This is a genomic window from Zoogloea oryzae (genome assembly GCF_030161255.1).
Lineage (GTDB): Bacteria > Pseudomonadota > Gammaproteobacteria > Burkholderiales > Rhodocyclaceae > Zoogloea > Zoogloea oryzae.
Genome location: NZ_BSPX01000032.1, coordinates 1 through 20942, shown reverse-complemented (window position 1 = coordinate 20942; position 20942 = coordinate 1). Strand labels below are relative to the sequence as shown.

Below are 20942 nucleotides of genomic sequence, written 5' to 3'. Positions count from 1 at the left end.
GTTTTGAATGGAAAAATCTATGCGTAATCTGAGAACTGCCGGCTGGATGTCCCGGAGCCGGATTGTGGTGGCGCTGGCCGCTGCGCTGGCGCTGGCCGGGTGCGGTGGCGGTGGTGGCGGCAGTAGCAGCACGAACAATTGCCTGCCATACCAGACCTCTACCGAGTGTGCCACCACGGGGGGTACGACCACCACGACCCAGACCGCGACTCAGCTGTCGCTGACGGTGGATACGCCGACCATCCAGACCAACGGCAGTTCGACGGTCACCTTGTCGGCCACCCTGAAGGACGCAAAGAACGCCGTCGTGCCCGGCGCAACGGTGACCTTCACCGCAGATTCCGGGACGATCTCCGCTTCGACGGCAACGACCAACGCCAGCGGCGTCGCATCGATCACCTTCAATTCCAACGACAACAAGACCAACCGCACCGTCAATTTCACGGCGACCTCCGGCTCCCTGAGTCAGGCGACGTCGGTCGTCGTGCAGGGTACCCGGATCGGTTTCGGTGGTGACACCTCCGGTGTCGTGGGCAAGACCGCGTCGTTCTCTGTGACGCTGCTCGACGGCGCCAGCAAGCCGATTGCCGGTCGTGCGGTTTCGCTCAGTTCCAAGCTCGGCAACAGCGTGGCTTCTTCGGTCACCACTGACGCCAATGGCCAGGTGACCATCACGTTCACGCCGACTGTTGCAGGCACCGATACGATCACGGCCTCCGCGCTCGGGGCGACCTTGACCCAGGACATCGTGATCTCGGCGGTCAATTTTGCGTTCACGTCCCCGTCGGCGGATTCGTCCATCAACGTTAACATCTGCATGCCGGTCACCGCGAGGCTGATCGGTACGTCCGCCAGCGGTGCGATGTTCACGGTGTCGCGCGGACTCGTTTATGCGGATTCCAGCTGCTCGAGTGGTGCCTCGTCCCAGACGATCACCTTCTCCGGTGGTCTTGCCACGGCTTATGTGAAGTCGCCGAGTGCTGGCTCGGCCACCGTATATGCCGAACTCACCGGCAGTTCGTCTTCTGCCAAGACCACGCTGCCGGTCAAGTTCATCGCTACCGTGCCCAACTCGGTGGTCGTCCAGTCCGATCCCTCGGTCGTCGTGGTGGGTGGTTCGTCCAGCATCACCGCGTTCGTGCAGGACGTGAACGGCAATCCGGTGTCCGGCCAGACCGTGATCTTCGCCGCGCCCAATGGTGGTGGTGTACCCAACCCGACCACTGCCGTCACCAACGACTCCGGCAAGGCCAGCACCACCTTCAACGCTGATTCATCGATCAGCGGCAAGGATTCCGTGCAGGTCACTGCGTCCGTGAGTGGTGTGCCCAATGCATTCACGGTGCTGACCGTCGCAGGTTCTGCGGTCAATATGGTCATTGGTACGGACAATCAGGTTGTTGTGCTCGATAGTCCGCCGCGCTACCGCAAGCAGTGGGGCGTCATCGTCTCGGATCCGGCGAGTGGCCCGATCAAGAATCAGGTCGTGACGATCTCCCTGCGCGGCATTGGCTTCGACAAGGGCTACTACACGGTCCCGAGCGGCGAAACCAAGTGGGGCAAGGTACTCACCAACCCATACACCTGCCCTGCCGAAGATGCCAACAACAATGGTGTCGTCGAAACCGGCGAGATTGGCGATGCGGACAGTGATGGTTTCCTTGAACCCAATGGTGCGGCCATTGTGCGGGCGCCGACGTCCACCGGCGGCCTGAGCACGACGGTCACGACCGATGAGAGCGGTGCCGCCACTTTCTACGTCGAGTATCTGCGTTCCTACGGCTCGTGGGCCTTTATTGAACTCAAGGCGACGGCCGCGGTGTCGGGCAAGAACAGCGCCGCATCGACGAGTTTCTACCTGCCTGTTCCGGCATCCGAACTGCTGGACAAGGATGTTGCACCGTCCTTTGTGACTTCGCCTTTCGGTCGGGCGCCAAGCTGCACGTCGCACTGATACAAAGTAGAATGCTGCAAACCAGAAAAGCTGGCCCAACCCGGGCCAGCTTTTTGTTGTCCACACACACCCGTTATGTCCGTCGTGAATCCTGAAAAAGCGCGCTGCATCGTTCTTGTCGGAATGCCGGGTTCGGGGAAGACCACGGTTGGGCGGGAGCTTGCCAAGCGCCTTGGTCGCCGTTTCGTCGACTGCGATCACGAACTTGAAGCCCGGACCGGGGTCAAGATTCCTACGATCTTCGAGATCGAAGGCGAAGAAGGCTTCCGACGTCGGGAGACCCAGACCCTCGAGGCCCTTACCGAAGAATCCGATCTGGTGCTGGCCACCGGCGGCGGCGCGGTGACGCGAGCCGAAAACCGTTCCCTCCTCGCCGAGCGGGGCGTGGTGATCTACCTCAACGTCACCCCGCAGGTGTTGTGGGAGCGTACCCGCCACGACCGCACCCGGCCGTTGCTCCAGGTGCCGGACCCGAAGGGTCGGCTCCAGGAACTCTACGTCGCCCGCGATCCCCTTTACCGGGAAGTGGCCCACGTCGTCGTCGAAGGTGGGCGTGGCACGCCCCACGCGATGGTGAGAACGATTGAAAAGGAACTGCAGACCCTATGCGCACTTTGAACGTCGAACTCGCCGAGCGTAGCTACCCCATCCGGATCGGCGCGAATCTCCTCGGGCAGCCCGGGCTCATCAAGCCCTACGTCAAGACGCGGCGCGTGGCGGTGATCACCAACGACGTGGTCGGGCCGCTGTACCTCGACGCGTTTGTCGCCGGGCTGGAGGCTGAAGGCCTCACCGTCACCCGCATCATCTTGCCCGATGGCGAAGCCCACAAGGACTGGCCGACCCTCAACCTGATCTTCGACGGCCTGCTGGGCGCGCGCTGTGACCGTGGCACCACGCTGATCGCCCTCGGTGGCGGTGTAGTGGGCGACATGGTTGGCTTTGCTGCCGCTACCTACCAGCGCGGCGTGCCCTTCATCCAGGTGCCTACCACGTTGTTGTCCCAGGTGGATTCGTCGGTGGGGGGCAAGACGGCGATCAACCACCCCCTCGGCAAGAACATGATCGGCGCGTTCTATCAGCCCCGGCTGGTGATCGCCGACACCACCGCCCTCAACACCCTGCCGGACCGCGAGCTCAAGGCGGGGCTGGCGGAGGTCATCAAGTACGGTCTGATTCGTGACCTGCCTTTCCTCGACTGGATCGAGGCCAATCTCGAGCGCCTGCTTGCCCGCGATCAGGATGCCCTGGCCGAGGCCGTCGATCGCTCCTGCCGCAACAAGGCCGAGGTCGTGGTGGCCGACGAGACCGAGCAGGGCGAGCGCGCCACGCTCAACCTCGGCCATACCTTCGGCCACGCCATCGAAACCGGCCTCGGCTACGGCGAATGGCTGCACGGAGAGGCCGTCGCTGCCGGTGCGGTGATGGCGGCCGATCTTTCGCGGCGCCTCGGTTGGCTCAGCGACGCCGATGTGGAACGCGTCCGCGCGATCCATGCCCGCGCCGGCCTGCCGGTCAAGGGCGCGCCGCTGGGCGCCGATCGTTACCTCGAGCTGATGGCCCACGATAAAAAAGTCTCCGACGGCACGCTGCGTCTCGTGCTGCTCAAGCAGATCGGCAAGGCGGTGATCACCGCAGAAGCGCCGGTCGAGTCCATCCGCGCCACCATCGAGGCCTGCTGCTGAAACGCCGGGCCGGGAAAACATGACCGATCTCGCGCCCTACGCCGTCACCGAAGCCAACTCCCGCGGGCGCCAGCTGCCCGAGCCGCCGCCGCTCGCCCGCGGTGAGTTCCAGCGCGACCGGGATCGCATCGTCCACTGCACGGCCTTCCGGCGGCTCGAATACAAAACCCAGGTCTTCGTGAACCACGAAGGCGACCTTTTCCGCACCCGCCTCACCCACAGCATCGAGGTCGCCCAGATCACCCGCTCGATCGCCCGGGCGCTGCACCTCAACGAGGATCTCGCCGAAGCCGTCGCCCTCTCCCACGATCTGGGTCACACCCCCTTCGGCCACGCCGGCCAGGAGGCGCTCAACGGGTGCATGAAGGATTTCGGCGGCTTCGAGCACAACCTCCAGTCCCTGCGCACCGTCGATCTGCTCGAAGAGAGCTACGCCGATTTCAACGGCCTCAACCTCCTCCACGAAACGCGGGAGGGCATCCTCAAGCATTGCTCGCCGAAGAATGCCGAGCTGCTCGGCGACATCGGCCGGCGTTTTCTCGAAGGTCGCCAGCCATCCCTCGAGGCCCAGCTCGCCAACCTCGCCGACGAGATCGCCTACAACAACCACGACGTGGACGACGGCCTGCGCTCGGGCCTCATTAGCCTCGAGCAGCTTGATGCGGTGCCGATCTTCGCCCGCAACCGGCGCACTGTCGAAGCGGCCTACCCCGGTCTGGCCGGTCGCCGCCTGATCCACGAGACCATCCGGCGCATGATCAACATGATGGCGGTCGATCTCATCGATCAGACCCGTGACAACATCCTGGCAGCTGGCGTTACCAGCCTTGAGGACGTTCGTCGCGCGCCGCGCCTGGTGGCCTACAGCACCGATCTGCTGCCCGAACTGCGGATTCTCAAGGGCTTCCTCCGCGACAACCTCTACCACCACTACCAGGTGCTGCGCATGACCGACAAGGCCCGACGCATCATCCAGGACCTCTTCGGCGCCTTCATGAACGACCCGCGCCTGCTGCCGCCCCAGTACCAGCAGATGGCCCGCAGCGACAAGCCGCGTGCCATCGCCGACTACATCGCGGGCATGACCGACCGCTATGCCATGAAGGAACATCGCCGCCTGTTTGCCGTCGGCGAAATCTACTGAAGCCGCGCCGGTCTTGCGGCAGCGCAAAAAATCCTTGAAGGACGGGCACCTGCGGCGGTATATTCGACCCTCGCCCAATGTGTTTGAACGGTCTCCTCGTCGGGATCTCGCGTAGCCGGCCGGCCATGCTTTGCCGGCTTTTTCACGGTTCGGACGGGGCGTTTTCCGCAGTTTGAAGGTCCGGCGTTACAGCAACGCGAACGCCGGTGTGTGTTGTGTCGAGGAAAAACAAGATGGATCTTCCCCTGGAGCAGGGTCTGTACGACCCCGCCAACGAACATGACGCCTGTGGTGTCGGCTTCATCGCACATATCAAGGGCAACAAGACTCACGACATCGTTCTGCAGGGTCTCGAAATCCTGAAGAACCTGGATCACCGGGGTGCTGTGGGTGCCGATCCGCTGCAAGGCGACGGCGCCGGCATCCTCATCCAGATTCCGGACACCCTGTTCCGCGAAGAGATGGCCAAGCAGGGCGTGACGCTGCCGCCCGCCGGCGACTACGGTGTCGGCATGGTCTTCCTGCCGAAGGAGCACGCCTCCCGCCTCGCCTGCGAGGAAGAGATTGAGCGTGCCACCCGTGCCGAAGGCCAGGTCGTCCTCGGCTGGCGCGATGTGCCGACCGATCCGGCCATGCCCATGTCGCCCACCGTCAAGGCCAAGGAGCCGGTGATCCGTCAGGTCTTCATCGGCCGCGGTCCCGACGTGATGGTCACCGACGCCCTCGAGCGCAAGCTGTACGTGATCCGTCGCCGTGCCGCCAACGCCATCGCCGCGCTCAAGCTCAAGCACTCCAAGGAGTTCTACACCCCGTCGATGTCCGCCCGGACCATCAACTACAAGGGTCTCCTCCTCGCCGACCAGGTCGGCCAGTACTACTTCGACCTGCAGGATCCGCGTTGCGTGTCCGCGCTGTCGCTCGTCCACCAGCGCTTCTCGACCAACACCTTCCCGACCTGGCATCTGGCCCACCCGTTCCGTTACATCGCCCACAACGGCGAAATCAACACGGTTCGTGGCAACTACAACTGGATGCGTGCCCGCGAGAAGGGCACCCACTCGCCGCTGCTGGGTGAAGACCTGCAGAAGCTGTGGCCGCTGATCTATCCGGGTCAGTCCGACTCCGCCGCCTTCGACAACGCCCTCGAACTGCTGGTGATGAGCGGCTACTCCCTGGCCCACGCGATGATGATGATGATTCCCGAAGCCTGGGAATCCCACACGCTGATGGACCAGAAGCGTCGCGCCTTCTACGAATACCACGCCGCCATGATGGAGCCGTGGGACGGCCCCGCCGCCGTGGCCTTCACCGATGGCCGCCAGATCGGCGCCACCCTCGACCGTAACGGCCTGCGCCCCGCCCGCTACCTCGTCACCGATGACGACTATGTGGTCATGGCGTCCGAATCCGGCGTGCTGCCGATCCCCGACGAGAAGATCGTCAAGAAGTGGCGCCTGCAGCCGGGCAAGATGTTCCTGATCGACATGGAGCAGGGCCGCATCATCGACGACAAGGAGCTCAAGGAGTCCCTCGCCGCCGCCAAGCCCTACCAGGAATGGCTGTCCCGCATCAACATCAAGCTCGACTCCTGTGCCGAGCCCGAAGCCGATGCCGCGCCGACCTTCTCCGCCTCCCTGCTGGATCGTCAGCAGGCCTTCGGCTACACCCAGGAAGACATCAAGTTCATCCTCGAGCCGATGGCCAAGAGCGGTGAGGAAGCCGCCGGTTCGATGGGCAACGACAGCCCGCTGGCCGTCCTGTCCTCGCGCAACAAGCCGATCTACAACTACTTCCGTCAGCTGTTCGCCCAGGTGACCAACCCGCCGATCGACCCGATCCGCGAACAGCTGGTCATGTCGCTGGTGTCCTTCGTCGGCCCGCGTCCGAACCTGCTCGGCATCAACGAGATCAACCCGCCGTACCGCCTGGAAGTCACTCAGCCGGTGCTCACCTTTGCCGACATGGCGAAGCTGCGTGGCATCGCTGGCTACACCGGCAACAAGTTCCGCTCCGCCGAACTCGACATCTGCTACCCGCTCGCCTGGGGCAAGCAGGGCGTCGAAGCGCGCCTGGCCTCCCTGTGCGCCGAAGCCGAGAACGCGGTGCTCAACGGCTCCAACATCCTGATCGTCTCCGACCGCAAGGTCGACGCCGACAACGTCGCGATCCCGGCGCTGCTCGCCACCTCGGCGATCCACCAGCACCTGGTCACCCAGGGCCTGCGTACCCGCACCGGCCTGGTCGTCGAGACCGGCTCCGCCCGCGAGACCCACCACTTCGCCGTGCTGGCTGGCTACGGCGCCGAGGCGGTGCATCCCTACCTCGCCCTCGAAACCCTGGCCCAGATCGCCAAGGGCGACGCCGAACTCACCGAGAAGTACACCAAGCACTTCATCAAGGGTGTCGGCAAGGGCCTCATGAAGGTCATGTCCAAGATGGGCATCTCCACCTTCATGTCCTACACCGGCGCGCAGATCTTCGAAGCCATCGGCCTCCAGAAGTCGCTGGTCGAGAAGTACTTCACCGGCACCTCGTCGCAGGTTGAAGGCATCAGCGTGTTCGAGGTGATGGAAGAGGCGATCCGCCTGCACCAGCAGGCCTTCAGCGCCGATCCGGTGCTCGCCAACGCCCTCGACGCCGGCGGCGAGTACGCCTTCCGTGTCCGCGGCGAAGAGCACATGTGGACCCCGGACGCCATCGCCAAGCTCCAGCACTCCACCCGCTCCGGCAAGTACGACACGTACAAGGAATACGCCAAGATCATCAACGATCAGAGCAAGCGCCACATGACCCTGCGCGGCCTGTTCGACCTCAAGCCCGCTGGCGCCCCAGTGCCGCTGGAAGAAGTCGAGTCCGCCAAGGAGATCGTCAAGCGTTTCGCCACCGGCGCGATGTCCCTCGGCTCGATCTCGACCGAAGCCCACACCACCCTCGCCGTGGCGATGAACCGCATCGGCGGCAAGTCGAACACCGGTGAAGGCGGCGAGGATCCGAAGCGCTTCTTCCCGATCGCCAAGGACACCACCCTGTCCGAAGTCATCGGCGCCAGCCGCGTCGAGCGCGACATCGAACTGAAGGCCGGCGACAGCCTGCGTTCGTCGATCAAGCAGGTGGCTTCCGGCCGCTTTGGCGTGACCACCGAATACCTGGTCAATGCCGACCAGATCCAGATCAAGATGGCCCAGGGCGCCAAGCCCGGTGAAGGCGGTCAGCTGCCCGGCCACAAGGTCTCCGAATACATCGGCTTCCTGCGTCACTCGGTGCCGGGCGTCGGCCTGATCTCGCCCCCGCCGCACCACGACATCTACTCGATCGAGGATCTGGCCCAGCTGATCCACGACCTGAAGAACACCAACCCGGTCGCCGACATCTCGGTGAAGCTGGTGTCCGAAGTGGGCGTCGGCACGGTTGCCGCCGGTGTCGCCAAGGCCAAGGCCGACCACGTGGTCATCGCCGGTCACGACGGTGGTACCGGTGCCTCGCCGCTGTCGTCGATCAAGTACGCCGGTTCGCCGTGGGAACTCGGCCTTGCCGAAACCCAGCAGACCCTGGTGCTCAACCGCCTGCGCAGCCGCATCCGCGTGCAGGTCGACGGCCAGATCAAGACCGGTCGCGACGTCGTCATCGGCGCCCTGCTGGGTGCGGATGAGTTCGGCTTCGCCACCGCGCCGCTGGTCGTCGAAGGCTGCATCATGATGCGCAAGTGCCACCTGAACACCTGTCCGGTGGGCGTGGCCACGCAGGATCCGACCCTTCGCAAGCGTTTCTCCGGCCAGCCGGAGCATGTGGTGAACTACTTCTTCTTCGTTGCCGAAGAAGTGCGCGAGCTGATGGCCCAGCTGGGCATCCGCAAGTTCGAAGACCTGATCGGCCGTGCCGACCTCCTCGACATGCGTGCCGGCATCGACCACTGGAAGGCCAGCGGCCTGGACTACAGCCGCATCTTCCACCTGCCGAACGTCCCCGCCGACGTGCCGCGCATCCACACCGAAACCCAGGACCACAACTTGGGCAAGGCGCTGGACAACCAGCTCATCGAGCTGGCCAAGCCGGCCCTCGAGAACGGCGAGAAGGTCAACATCGAACTGCCGGTGCGCAACATCAACCGCACCGTCGGCGCGATGCTGTCGGGAAGGTTTGCCGCCAAGTACGGTCACGCCGGCCTGCCGGACGACACCGTGCATATCAAGCTCAACGGCACTGCCGGCCAGAGCTTCGGCGCCTTCCTGTCCCGCGGCCTGACCCTCGAACTGGTGGGTGAAGGCAACGACTACGTCGGCAAGGGCCTCTCCGGTGGCCGCATCGTCGTCCGCCCGGCGCCCGGCTTCAAGTGCGACACCCCGTCCAACATCATCATCGGCAACACCGTGCTGTACGGTGCCACCGAAGGCGAAGCCTACTTCGCCGGCGTTGGCGGCGAGCGTTTCGCGGTGCGTAACTCCGGTGCGACCACGGTCGTCGAAGGCGTGGGCGACCACGGCTGCGAATACATGACCGGCGGCACCGTGGTGGTGCTCGGCATGACCGGCCGCAACTTCGCGGCGGGCATGTCCGGTGGCGTTGCCTACGTGTTCGACGAAGACGGCACCTTCGAATCCCGCTGCAACATGGCCCAGGTGGCCCTGGAGCCGGTCGAAGAGGAATTCGCCGCCCGCAAGGGTTCCGAGGCCGGCGACGATCTCGAAGGCCACGGCCGTGTCGACGTGCGTCACCTGGGCATGGCCGACGAGGCCCTGCTGAAGATGCTGATCGAACGTCACGCCACCTACACCGGCAGCGAACGCGCCAAGGCCATCCTGGCCGACTGGGCAGCCTACCGCTGCAAGTTCGTCAAGGTGATGCCGCACGAATACCGTCGCGCGCTGGCCGAAATGGCCGCGCAACAACAGAAAGAACTGGAGGCCGCGTAACATGGGCAAGCCAACTGGATTTCTCGAATTCGAGCGCCTCTCCGAGGCTTATGCGCCGGTCGAGCAACGTCTCAAGAACTACAAGGAATTCGTCGTCACCCTGACCGACGAAGAAGCGAGCAAGCAGGGCGCGCGCTGCATGGACTGCGGCATCCCGTTCTGCAACAACGGCTGTCCGGTGAACAACATCATTCCTGACTGGAATGACCTGGTTTACCGCGGCAACTGGAAGGAAGCGATCGAGGTCCTGCACTCGACCAACAACTTCCCGGACTTCACCGGCCGCATCTGTCCGGCGCCCTGTGAAGCCGCCTGCACGCTGAACATCAACACCGAAGCCGTGGGCATCAAGTCGATCGAGCACGCGATCATCGACAAGGCCTGGGAAAACGGCTGGGTCAAGCCGCAGCCGTCCGCTGTCAAGACCGGCAAGAAGGTCGCGGTCGTCGGTTCCGGCCCCGCCGGCCTGGCTGCCGCCCAGCAGCTGGCCCGCGTCGGCCACGACGTGACCGTGTTCGAGAAGAGCAGCCGCATCGGCGGTCTGCTCGGCTTCGGTATCCCCGACTTCAAGCTCGACAAGGCGGTCATCGACCGCCGCGTCGAGCAGATGCAGGCCGAAGGCGTGGTCTTCAAGACCAAGGTGCTGGTCGGCGACAAGAACCTTCCCGCCGGCATCAACAACGACGCCACCGAAGTCGTCTCCGCCGAGGCGCTCAAGGCCGAGTTCGACGCCGTGATCCTGGCCGCCGGCTCCGAAGTGCCGCGCGACCTGCCGGTCCCGGGCCGCGAGCTGAAGGGCATCTACGCCGCGCTGGAATTCCTGATCCCGCAGAACAAGGAAGTCCAGCAGGGCATCGCCAACCCGATCAACGTCAAGGGCAAGCACGTCATCGTGATCGGTGGCGGCGACACCGGTTCCGACTGCGTGGGCACCTCCAACCGCCACGGTGCGGCTTCGGTGACCCAGTTCGAGCTGATGCCGATGCCCCCGGAGTCCGAGAACAAGGCGCTGACCTGGCCGTACTGGCCGTACAAGCTGCGCACCTCGTCCTCCCACGACGAAGGCTGCTCCCGCGATTTCGCGGTGGCGACCAAGGGCTTCGTGGATGACGGCAAGGGCAACGTCAAGGCCCTGAAGGCTGTCCGCCTCGACTGGAAGGACGGCAAGATGGCCGAAGTGGCCGGCTCCGAGTTCGAGCTGCCCTGCGACGCTGCTTTCTTGGCGATGGGCTTCACCAACCCGGTGGGTTCGCTGCTCGACGCTTTCGGTGTCGAGAAGGACGCCCGCGCCAATGCCAAGGCGACGACCGACGGCGAAGGCTGCTACCGCACCAACGTGGATAAGGTCTTCGCCGCCGGTGACGTGCGTCGTGGTCAGTCCCTGGTGGTGTGGGCGATCCGCGAAGGCCGTCAGGCTGCCCGCGAGGTCGACGCCTTCCTGATGGGCTCGTCCGTCCTGCCGCGCTGATCCACGGATCATCGCAGCCAGCAAAAAGCCCGGGGTGACCCGGGCTTTTTGTTTTTGCGGCCCCGGCGGCGGGCCGGGGCGGGTGAGGGCTCAGCCCAGGCCGAGCAGATTCACCGCGTGGTGGCCGATCATCCATTCCTCGTTGGTCGGCACCACCAGCACCTCGACCTTGCTGTCCTTGGTGTGGATGCGCGTGGCGTGGCGTTGGTTGGCGGCCGGGTACAGGCGCAGGCCGGTCCATTCCAGCCACTCGGCGATGCGGGCGCGGATCGGCGCGGCGTGCTCGCCGATGCCGCCGGTGAACACCAGCGCCTCGAGGCCGCCGGCCGCCATCGACAGCTGGCCGATCATGCAGGCCGCGCGGTAGCAGAACAGCTCGATGGCTTCCTTGGCTGAATCTTCGTCGGATTCGAGCAGCGCGCGCATGTCCTGGCTGAGGCCGGAGACGCCCAGCAGGCCCGACTGCTTGTAGATCAGGTTGGACAGCCCCTTGGCGTCCATGCCCTTCTGCTCGATGAGGTGGAGGATCACGCCGGGGTCGAGGCTGCCGGTGCGGGTGCCCATCATCAGGCCGTCGACGGCGGTGAAGCCCATCGAGGTGTCGCGGGACTGCCCTTCGTTCAGTGCGCACATGCTGGCGCCGTTGCCCAGGTGGGCGATGATGATGGCACCGCGGGCCTTCTCTTCGCCGAGGAGATCCGGCAGCTGGCGCGACACGTATTCGTACGACAGGCCATGGAAGCCGTAGCGCTTCACGCCTTCGTTGAACAGCGCGCGGGGCAGCGGGAAGCGCTCGGCCACCGGCAGGCGGGTGCGGTGGAAGGCGGTGTCGAAGCAGCCGACCTGACGCACGTCCGGCATCAGCCCGAACAGCGACTTGATGGCGCGCAGGTTGTGGGGCTGGTGGAGCGGCGCGAGGGGGATCAGGGTTTCCAGCTCGGCGACGACTTCCGGGGTCAGCACCACCGGGGCGCCGTAGTGGTCGCCGCCATGCACGATCCGGTGGCCGGCGGCGACGATCTCGACGCCGGGGCTGTGGCGGTTGATCCAGTCGAAGATGAACTCCAGCGCCAGCCGGTGCTGGCCGTTCTGGTCGGTGCCCACGGGCACGGTGAGTGCTTCGGTGAAGCGTTCGCCGGAGCTGGTGTCCTTGGCGGTCATCAGCGGCTCGGCGCCGATGCCTTCGACCTGCCCCGACAGGCGCGGCATGTCGGCCAGCTTCGGGGTCATCGGGAAGAGGGCGAACTTCAGGCTGGACGAGCCCGCGTTGAGGATGAGGACAGCTTTCACAGGCGGACTCCCTGGCGACGTTTGTGGGCCATCAGCTGCGCGATGGCGCAGGATGCGGTACGGGTTTCGGCGGTATCGGCGCGGCTGGTGAGCACGATGGGCACCCGGGTGCCGAGCACCACGCCGGCCATCAGGGCGTCGGCGAGGTATTCGAGCTGCTTGGCGACCATGTTGCCGGATTCGAGGTCGGGCACCACCAGGATGTCCGCCTGGCCGGCGACGGCGGAGCGGATGCCCTTGGTCTTGGCGGCGACGAGCGACACGGCGTTGTCGAAGGCCAGCGGGCCGTCGAGCAGGCCGCCCTTGATCTGGCCGCGGTCGGCCATCTTGCACAGGGCGGCGGCGTCGAGGGTGGAGCGGATCTTCACATTGACCGTCTCGACCGCCGAGAGGATCGCCACCTTGGGCTCGGGCACGCCCATCATGATCGCCAGCTCGATGGCGTTCTGGATGATGTGGACCTTGTCTTCGAGGCTTGGCGAGATGTTGATCGCCGCATCGGTGATGAGCAGCGGATGCGGGTAGGTCGGCACGTCGGCCATGAAGACATGGGAGATGCGGCGCGAGGTGCGCAGGCCGGTCTCCTTGGCGACGACTTCGCTCATCAGCTCGTCGGTGTGCAGCGAGCCCTTCATCAGGGCGTCCACCTCGCCGTTGCGGGCCATGCGCACGGCGGTTTCGGCCGAGGCGTGGCTGTGGGGCACATCGACAATGCGCACGCCGTGGAGGTCGATGCCCTCACGCTCGGCCACTTCACGGATCTTGCTTTCGGGGCCGACCAGCACCGGGATGACGAGGCCGGCGTCGCGGGCCTGGATCGGGCCGCGCAGGGATTCGGTGTCACAGGGGTGGGCCACGGCGATGGGGATCGGCTCCATGCCCTTGGTCATCTCGAGCACGTGAAGGTAGCGCTGCTGGCGGTCGGAGATGGTGATCTCGGGCAGCGCCATGCGCGGGCGCTTGATCTTTTCGGTGGGGGCCATCACCTCGGCGGTGCCGTCGATGACCTTCAGGCCGTCCTGATTGACGCACAGGCACTCGAGGATCAGATGATGGTTGTGCTCGAAGCGCTGGACGCAGGTGATGGTGACGGTGAGGGTGTCGCCGATGGTGATCGGGCGCCAGAACTTGAGGGTCTGGCCCACATACACGGTGCCGGGGCCGGGGAATTCGGTGCCGAGTATGGACGAGATCAGCACGCTACCCCACATGGAGTGGCCGACGACCTCGCGGAACTGGCTGGAACGGGCGAACTCCGGGTCCACGTGGGTGGGATTCACGTCGCCGGACATCACCGCGAACAGGTGGATGTCCTCGGGGAGCAGGGTGCGGACGAGCTGGGCGGAGTCGCCGATGGCGATTTCGTCAAAGGTGCGGTTCTGGATGAAATCGCGAGCTTGTGTAGTCATGATGTTTCCTGAATTATTGCCTTGCAGCACGACGATTCTACGGAAAGACTCGAAACTAACTTTAGCACTAGATCAAATGATTGTTGCGTCGCATCACGCTTCGCGGGGCAATGCCGCCTGTTTCGAGAACTGTGTCGCAATTTTCATAAAAACTCGCGTGATAGAATCCGATCGAGCCAAATTCAAACCGCATTGAAGGATGTCCATGGAAGTGATCGTTCTCGCCGCCGGGCAGGGCAAGCGCATGCGCTCGGTGTTGCCGAAAGTACTTCAGCCCCTCGCGGCCAAACCGATGCTGGGGCACGTGCTGGACACGGCCCGGGTGCTGGAAGCCCGACGCATCGTGGTGGTGTATGGCCACGGCGGCGAAGTGGTGCGTGAAGCCCTCGACGCCCCCGATCTTGCCTGGGCCCGTCAGGACCCGCCCCAGGGCACCGGCCATGCGGTGCAGCAAGCCATGCCGCTGGTCGACGACGGCGACATCGCGCTGATCCTCTACGGCGACGTACCGCTGATCGGCGTGCCCACCCTGCAGCGCCTGATGGCCGCCGCCAGCGACCGCCAACTGGCGCTCCTCACCGTGGATATGGACGACCCCACCGGCTACGGCCGGATCATCCGCAACGACGCCGGCAAGGTCACCTGCATCGTCGAGGAGAAGGACGCCAGCCCCGAGCAGCGCCAGGTGCGCGAGGTGAACACCGGCATCCTCGCCGCACCGGTCGAGCGCCTGCGCGGCTGGCTCGCCAACCTAAAAAACGACAACGCCCAGGGCGAGTACTACCTCACCGACATCATCGCCATGGCGGTGGCCGACGGCCTGGATGTGGTCACCACCCAGCCCGACGCCTTCGAGGAAACCCTCGGCGTCAACAACAAGACCCAGCTCGCCGAACTCGAGCGCATCCATCAGCGCAACATCGCCCGCGGCCTCACCGACGCCGGCGTCACCGTGATCGACCCGGCGCGCATCGACGTGCGCGGCACGCTCACCTGCGGGCGTGATGTCGAGATCGACGTGAACTGCATCTTCGAAGGTAAGGTCGAGCTCGCCGACGGCGTGCGCGTGGGCGCCAACTGCGTGATCCGCAACGCCACCATCGGCGCCGGCACCAAGATCGCCCCGTTCTCCCACATCGAAGACACCACGATGGGCGCCGCCTGCGCCATCGGCCCCTACGCCCGCACCCGCCCGGGCACCGTGCTGGGCGAGGACGTGCACCTGGGCAACTTCGTCGAGGTGAAGAACAGCGTGATCGCCAACCACTCCAAGGCCAACCACCTGGCCTACGTGGGCGACGCCGACATCGGCCAGCGGGTCAATGTGGGCGCCGGCACCATCACCTGCAACTACGATGGTGCCAACAAGTTCCGCACCATCATCGAGGACGACGTGTTCATCGGGTCCGACACCCAGCTCGTCGCCCCGGTTCGCGTCGGCAAGGGCGCCACCCTCGGCGCCGGCACCACGCTGTCGAAGGATGCGCCGGCCGGCGAGCTCACGGTTTCCCGTGCCAAGCAGGTCTCGATCCCGGGCTGGAAGCGCCCGGTCAAAGTCAAGAAAGCCTGATCTCCCCATTTTTTCGGCCCGGCCATGATGGTCGGGCCTTTTCGAAAGGTTTCCGCTCATGTGTGGCATCGTCACCGCCATTGCCCGTCGCAACATTGTTCCCGTGCTGCTCGAAGGGCTGCGCAAGCTTGAATACCGCGGCTACGACTCCGCCGGCCTCGCCGTCCTCAAGACCGAGGGCAAGCCCGAAGTCATGCGCCTGCGCGCCGTCGGCCGGGTGGCCGAACTGACCGCCCAGGCCGACGCCACCGGCCTCACCGCCAACATCGGCATCGCCCACACCCGCTGGGCCACCCACGGCGTGCCCTCCGAGCGCAACGCCCACCCGCACATCTCCGGTGGCCTGGCGGTGGTGCATAACGGCATCATCGAGAACTTCGAGGAACTGCGTACCCAGCTTCGCGCCAAGGGCTACGTGTTCACGTCCGAGACCGACACCGAAGCCATCGCCCACCTGCTGCACGACAAGCTCAAGACCACCCCCGATCTGTTCGACGCCGTTCGCGCCACCGTGGCCGAGCTGGTCGGCGCCTACGCCATCGGCGTGGTGGCCGAGATCGACACCAGCCGCGTGATCGTCGCCCGCAAGGGCTCGCCGCTGCTCCTGGGCGTCGGCGAGGACGGCCACTATGCCGCCTCCGACACCGCCGCGCTGCTGCAGGTCACCCGCAAGGTGGTCTACCTCGAAGACGGCGACGTGGCCGAGCTGACCCTCGACGGCTTCCGCGTCACCCTCACCGACGGCACTCCCGTCGAGCGCGCGGTGAACATCTCCAGCCTGTCGGCCGACGCCGTCGAGCTGGGCAAGTACCGTCACTACATGCAGAAGGAAATCTTCGAGCAGCCCCAGGCCCTGGCCAACACCCTCGAGCCGATCGCCGGCGCCGGTGCCATCAGCCCGCAGATCTTCGGCGCCGAGGCCGTGGACGTCCTCAAGGCCACCCGCCGCGTGCTGATCCTGGCCTGCGGCACCAGCTACCACTCCGGCTTCACCGCCCGCTACTGGCTCGAATCCGTCGCCAAGATCCCCTGCACCGTCGAGATCGCCTCCGAATACCGCTACCGCGAATCGGTGCCCGAATCCGACACCCTGGTCGTCGTCATCTCCCAGTCCGGCGAAACCGCCGACACCCTGGCCGCCCTCAAGCACGCCAAGAGCCTGGGCATGACCAAGACCCTGGCGATCTGCAACGTGCCCGAATCCGCCATCGTCCGTGAATCCGCGCTGCGCTTCATCACCCGTGCCGGCCCCGAGATCGGCGTGGCCTCCACCAAGGCCTTCACCACCCAGCTCGCCGCGCTGGCGCTGCTGACCCTGGCGCTCGCCAAGATCAACGGCCGCCTCTCCGCCGAGCAGGAAGCCGGCTACCTCACCCAGATGCGTCACCTGCCGGTGGCCGTGGGCAAGGTGCTGGAGCTCGAACCCGAGATCGAGAAGTGGGCCCAGCGCTTCGCCGGCAAGCACCACGCGCTCTTCCTCGGCCGCGGCAGCCACTGGCCCATCGCGATGGAAGGTGCCCTCAAGCTCAAGGAAATCTCCTACATCCACGCCGAAAGCTACGCCGCCGGCGAGCTCAAGCACGGCCCGCTGGCGCTGGTGGACAAGGAGATGCCCGTCATCGCCGTGGCCCCTGCCGACGAGCTGCTCGAAAAGCTCAAGAGCAACCTCCAGGAAGTCCGCGCCCGCGGTGGTGAGCTCTACGTGTTCGCCGATGCCGGCTCCGAGATCGCCGAATCCGAAGGCGTGCACATCCTGCACATGCCCGAGCACTACGGGATGCTCTCCCCGATCCTCCACGTGATCCCGCTGCAGCTCCTCAGCTACCACGCCGCCCTCGTCAAGGGCACCGACGTGGACAAGCCGCGCAACCTCGCCAAGTCGGTCACTGTCGAGTAAGCGCCGGGCCCGGCAGGGCCGAGCCACCCTAAAGCCAACGCCCGATGCCAATCGGGCGTTGGCTTTTTTGCGCCCGGGCTGGTTTCACGGGGGCTTAACGTGAGGCCGTTAGCCTGCAGGGAAATCCACTACTGCCCACGGCCACGCCCTCCATGCAAATCACGACCCCGCTGCGCACCCTCGCCGCGTCCCTGTGCGCCCTCAGCCTTGCCGCCTGTGGCGGCAGCAGCAATCACGGCGAGCCTCTCGACCTGAGCATCCTGCACATCAACGACCACCACTCGCACCTGGATGCCGAGACCACCGCGCTGACCCTCAAGGACGCCACCGGTGCCAGCCGCTCGGTCACCGTCGACCTGGGCGGCTTCGCCCGCGTCACCGCCGCCATCGAGCAGCTGGCGGCGAGCAAGCCCAACGTGCTCAAGCTCCACGCCGGCGACGCCATCACCGGTGACCTGTATTTCACCCAGAGCGAAGGCCAGGCCGACGCGGTGCTGATGAACACCGTGTGCTTCGACGCCTTCACCCTCGGCAACCACGAATTCGACAGCGCCGACAACGGCCTCGTGAAGTTCATCGACTACCTGCGCGCCGGCAGCTGCCAGACGCCGGTGCTGTCGGCCAACGTCCGCCCCGCGGCCGGCTCGCCGCTCGCCTCCCGCATCGCCGACTACACGATCATCCAGCGCAGCGGCCAGCAGATCGGCGTGATCGGCCTCACCGTCAAGGGCAAGACCCAGTTCGCCTCGCGCCCCGACGCCACCACCACCTTCCTCGACGAAGCCACCGCCGCCCAGGCCGCCATCGACGCCCTGCGCGCCCGCGGGGTGAACAAGATCGTGCTGATGTCCCACCTGGGCTACGACGCCGACAAGGCCATCGCGCCCAGGCTTTCGGGCGTGGACGTGATCGTCGGCGGCGATTCCCACACCCTGCTCGGCCCCGACAGCATGAAGGGCTTCGGCCTCACGCCCTCCGGCGCCTATCCCACCGCCGCCACCGACAAGGACGGCCGCCCGGTGTGCATCGCCCAGGCCTGGCAGTACGCCTACGCCGTGGGCGCGCTCGACGTGAAGTTCGACGCCGACGGCGTGGTGACCAGCTGCACCGGCAAGCCCCAGGTGCTCGTCGGCGACACCTACAAGGTGGGCAGCACGGCCGCCTCCGCGGCCGACGCCGCCGCCTACCGCAGCCAGCTCGACGCCTCCGGCGTGTTCCGCACCACCACCCCGTCGGCCGCCGCCACCGCGGCGCTGGCGCCCTTCAAGGCCGCCAAGGACGCCCTCGGCACCCAGGTGGCCGGCAGCGCCGCCGACAACCTGTGCCTGCGCCGCGTACCCGGCACCAAGCGCGACACCAGCCGCTCCAGCCTGGGCGACGTCTGCAACAAGGACGCCACCGTGATCGCCCAGGGCGGCGACATCCAGCAGCTCGTGGCCGACGCCTTCCTGGAGCAAGGCCAGCGCTTCGGCGGCGCCGACATCAGCCTGCAGAACGCCGGTGGCGTGCGCATCGACCTGCCCGCCGGCAACCTCACCGTCGGCCGCATCTACACCCTGCTGCCCTTCAAGAACACCCTCTACCGGCTGGTGCTCACCGGCGCCCAGGTCAAATCGGCGCTGGAAGACGGCGTGGATTCGGTGATGAACGGCACCGGCACCGGCGCCTACCCCTACACCGGCGGCCTGCGCTTCCGGGTGGATATGAACCAGACCAAGGGCAACCGGGTGAGCAACCTGGAAATCCGCAACAGCAGCGGCGCGTGGGTCGCCCTCGACATGGCCGCCAGCTACAAGCTCATCACCAACAACTTCACCGCCGAAGGCGGCGACAAGTACGACACCTTCAAGACCATCCCCGCCGCCCAGCGCGAAGACACCTTCCTGGATTACGCCGATTCCTTCCTGCAGTACGTGCGCAGCAAGGGCGCGCTGACCAAGCCGGCCGCGGCGGCGCGGAGCACGCAGTCGTATATCGAGACGCCTTGATGGGTGGGCGCCGCCTGTGGGCAACGAGGCACGCGGTGGTGGCTTGACGCGGCGGCGTCGGGCTTCACTCTGCTTGCCTGACCGGCATGGACTTCCGTTGTCGCTTCAGGTTTTCCAGTTCGGCATCCGTGGGGATAGGGGTGCCAGGGGGCTGGCAGGCATAGGCCTTCGGGTATTCCTTGCAGGTGGGGCTGTTTAGGCGACGTTCGACGCTGGGCGCTGGAATCAATGCATCCAAGGCGCAGCTGGGATGATCGCGCAATTTTTTGTTGCGGCAGCTGAAGTAATCATCCGCGGACGTGCTGACAAAACCGATTTTTTTCATTCACAGATGGGCGGTCGTTATTTCAGCGAACTCCATCGATCCGTTCCAATAAATTGAGTGGTAACCGCATTCCAGCATTGCAATCTGGGTTTCGGTAATCGACGTCCCCTCTTTCTTCCACGTTTCGAAGTCGTACCGACTCGGCTTGTCAATGCCTGAAAGCATGCATCCGGAAACGGCCAGGAGGATTGCTGCGCTGAAGACTCTCACTTGTATGTCCTGTGTTGCGACTTGCTGCGAAAAATGTCCTGCTCGACCGTATGGCCCGCTGGCTGGATTGATGCGGCGTAACGCTAAGTCCCGGAGCCCTCACCCCATGACGACGGGACTCTGGCGGTGATGGCTAACCGATATTGCCTGCAGGAGCTGGGCTGTTTCCGCCCGAGCCGCTTGAAGTCGCCGGTAGGTCGGGGTCGTGCAGCGTGAGCCGACATCCCACCTCCAAACGCTGCGCCGGGTTGGGAGATCGATCGTCCCGGTTGGGCGCTTTTTGCTCCCGGTTCGGACGATTGAGCTCCCGGTTCGGAGCAAAAAGGTCCCGACTCGGAGCGAAATGCTCCCAGCCGGGAGCAGATTTCTCCCAACTCGGAGTGAAACACTCCCGGTCGGGAGCAAATTTATCCGACCCGGGAGCTTGCAGCTCTCAACCGGGAGCAAAAAGCGCCGAACCGGGAGGTCCGAGCCTCCGCTCGATCCATTGCAGCTCCGTTTCAGGCCTTCTTGCCCCGCGGCGTGGCCTTGCGCTTCTTGTCCTTCTCGCTCTTGGCTGCGTTTTTGGGCGCAGGTTTGCCGGCGTTGTCGGCCTGGTCGAGCCACAGCAGGGCATCCACGTAGGAGACGAAGCGCTTGAGGTAGCCCGGCGAGAGGTCGCGCATGAGCTTGAGGGATTGCAGCGCGAGGAGGTGGGAGTTGAGGGGGCCGGCGTTTTCCGGGGCCTGGGCGAGGGCTTCGGCGAGTTGCTGTTCGACCTTCAGCTCGGCCCAGATCTTCTCGAAGTAGGCGAGGGAGCTGATGTCGACCGGGGCGTCGGCGTCGTCGGTGGGGCTGGCCGGGGTGCCGGCGGTGTCGGCCCGCTTGCGCTGGTCGATGTGGGTGACGAGGTTGGCGAGCAGGGGGGCGCGCCGGGCAGCTTCGAGCCGGGCGATGCGTTGGCGGAACTGGGCGAAGTGGCCGCCGGCGTGGAGGGCGGTGAGCGCGTCGGCGGCGTCGGGGAACTCACCGCAGGCGCGGGCGAGGCGGGTGTCGGCCTCGTTGCGGGTTTTGTCCAGGCGGGCGGTGTAGTCGGCAAGCAGCGCGGCGAGG

General features: G+C 65.5%; 14 protein-coding genes. 9 read left to right on the top strand and 5 right to left on the bottom strand.

Annotation, left to right across the window (positions count from 1 at the left end):
• The first annotated feature begins 19 nt into the window (after nt 1-19).
• The 6 genes from QQK25_RS11715 (at nt 20) to QQK25_RS11690 (ending at nt 11161) form a co-directional block, all read left to right on the top strand.
• On the top strand, nt 20-1954 hold the full coding sequence (locus QQK25_RS11715) for an Ig-like domain-containing protein (protein ID WP_284188100.1): 1935 nt from the start codon (nt 20-22) through the stop codon (nt 1952-1954).
• 75 nt (nt 1955-2029) lie between these two features.
• Complete coding sequence (locus QQK25_RS11710) at nt 2030-2572, top strand: shikimate kinase (protein WP_284188099.1); 543 nt, start codon at nt 2030-2032, stop codon at nt 2570-2572.
• Complete coding sequence (aroB, locus tag QQK25_RS11705) at nt 2560-3639, top strand: 3-dehydroquinate synthase (protein ID WP_284188098.1); 1080 nt, start codon at nt 2560-2562, stop codon at nt 3637-3639. Before QQK25_RS11710 ends, aroB begins: the two co-directional genes overlap by 13 nt.
• A 19-nt stretch (nt 3640-3658) precedes the next feature.
• Nucleotides 3659-4783 (top strand): deoxyguanosinetriphosphate triphosphohydrolase, encoded by a 1125-nt coding sequence (locus QQK25_RS11700; protein WP_284188097.1) that lies wholly within the window; start codon nt 3659-3661, stop codon nt 4781-4783.
• Nucleotides 4784-5016: 233 nt separating this feature from the next.
• Nucleotides 5017-9693 (top strand): glutamate synthase-related protein, encoded by a 4677-nt coding sequence (locus tag QQK25_RS11695; protein WP_284188096.1) that lies wholly within the window; start codon nt 5017-5019, stop codon nt 9691-9693.
• 1 nt (nt 9694) lies between these two features.
• A complete protein-coding gene (locus QQK25_RS11690) occupies nt 9695-11161 on the top strand; it encodes a glutamate synthase subunit beta (protein ID WP_284188095.1) in 1467 nt (488 codons plus the stop codon).
• Between the two features lie 90 nt (nt 11162-11251).
• Here the strand turns inward: QQK25_RS11690 and QQK25_RS11685 are convergent, their stop codons facing one another.
• Complete coding sequence (locus QQK25_RS11685; RefSeq protein ID WP_284188094.1) at nt 11252-12451, bottom strand: acetate/propionate family kinase; 1200 nt, start codon at nt 12449-12451, stop codon at nt 11252-11254.
• Nucleotides 12448-13860, bottom strand: coding sequence for a bifunctional enoyl-CoA hydratase/phosphate acetyltransferase (locus QQK25_RS11680; RefSeq protein WP_284188093.1), 1413 nt, complete (start codon nt 13858-13860; stop codon nt 12448-12450). The genes QQK25_RS11685 and QQK25_RS11680 overlap by 4 nt, the downstream gene beginning before the upstream one ends.
• A 205-nt stretch (nt 13861-14065) precedes the next feature.
• On the opposite strand from QQK25_RS11680, the gene glmU reads away from it, so the two are divergent.
• The 3 genes from glmU (at nt 14066) to QQK25_RS11665 (ending at nt 19315) form a co-directional block, all read left to right on the top strand.
• On the top strand, nt 14066-15430 hold the full coding sequence (gene glmU, locus QQK25_RS11675) for a bifunctional UDP-N-acetylglucosamine diphosphorylase/glucosamine-1-phosphate N-acetyltransferase GlmU (RefSeq protein ID WP_284188092.1): 1365 nt from the start codon (nt 14066-14068) through the stop codon (nt 15428-15430).
• A 58-nt stretch (nt 15431-15488) separates the two neighbouring features.
• Nucleotides 15489-17327, top strand: a complete 1839-nt coding sequence (gene glmS, locus QQK25_RS11670; protein ID WP_284188091.1) for a glutamine--fructose-6-phosphate transaminase (isomerizing) — start codon at nt 15489-15491, stop codon at nt 17325-17327.
• A gap of 152 nt (nt 17328-17479) precedes the next feature.
• The gene (locus QQK25_RS11665) at nt 17480-19315 is read left to right on the top strand and encodes a 5'-nucleotidase C-terminal domain-containing protein (protein ID WP_284188090.1); all 1836 of its coding nucleotides are present in this window, start codon (nt 17480-17482) and stop codon (nt 19313-19315) included.
• Between the two features lie 64 nt (nt 19316-19379).
• Here the strand turns inward: QQK25_RS11665 and QQK25_RS11660 are convergent, their stop codons facing one another.
• From QQK25_RS11660 to QQK25_RS11650, 3 genes are all read right to left on the bottom strand, one after another.
• Nucleotides 19380-19640, bottom strand: a complete 261-nt coding sequence (locus QQK25_RS11660; protein ID WP_284188089.1) for a hypothetical protein — start codon at nt 19638-19640, stop codon at nt 19380-19382.
• On the bottom strand, nt 19641-19850 hold the full coding sequence (locus tag QQK25_RS11655; RefSeq protein ID WP_284188088.1) for a hypothetical protein: 210 nt from the start codon (nt 19848-19850) through the stop codon (nt 19641-19643).
• A 500-nt stretch (nt 19851-20350) separates the two neighbouring features.
• On the bottom strand, nt 20351-20942 hold a 592-nt coding region (locus tag QQK25_RS11650), incomplete at its 5' end, for a DUF2894 domain-containing protein (RefSeq protein ID WP_284188087.1).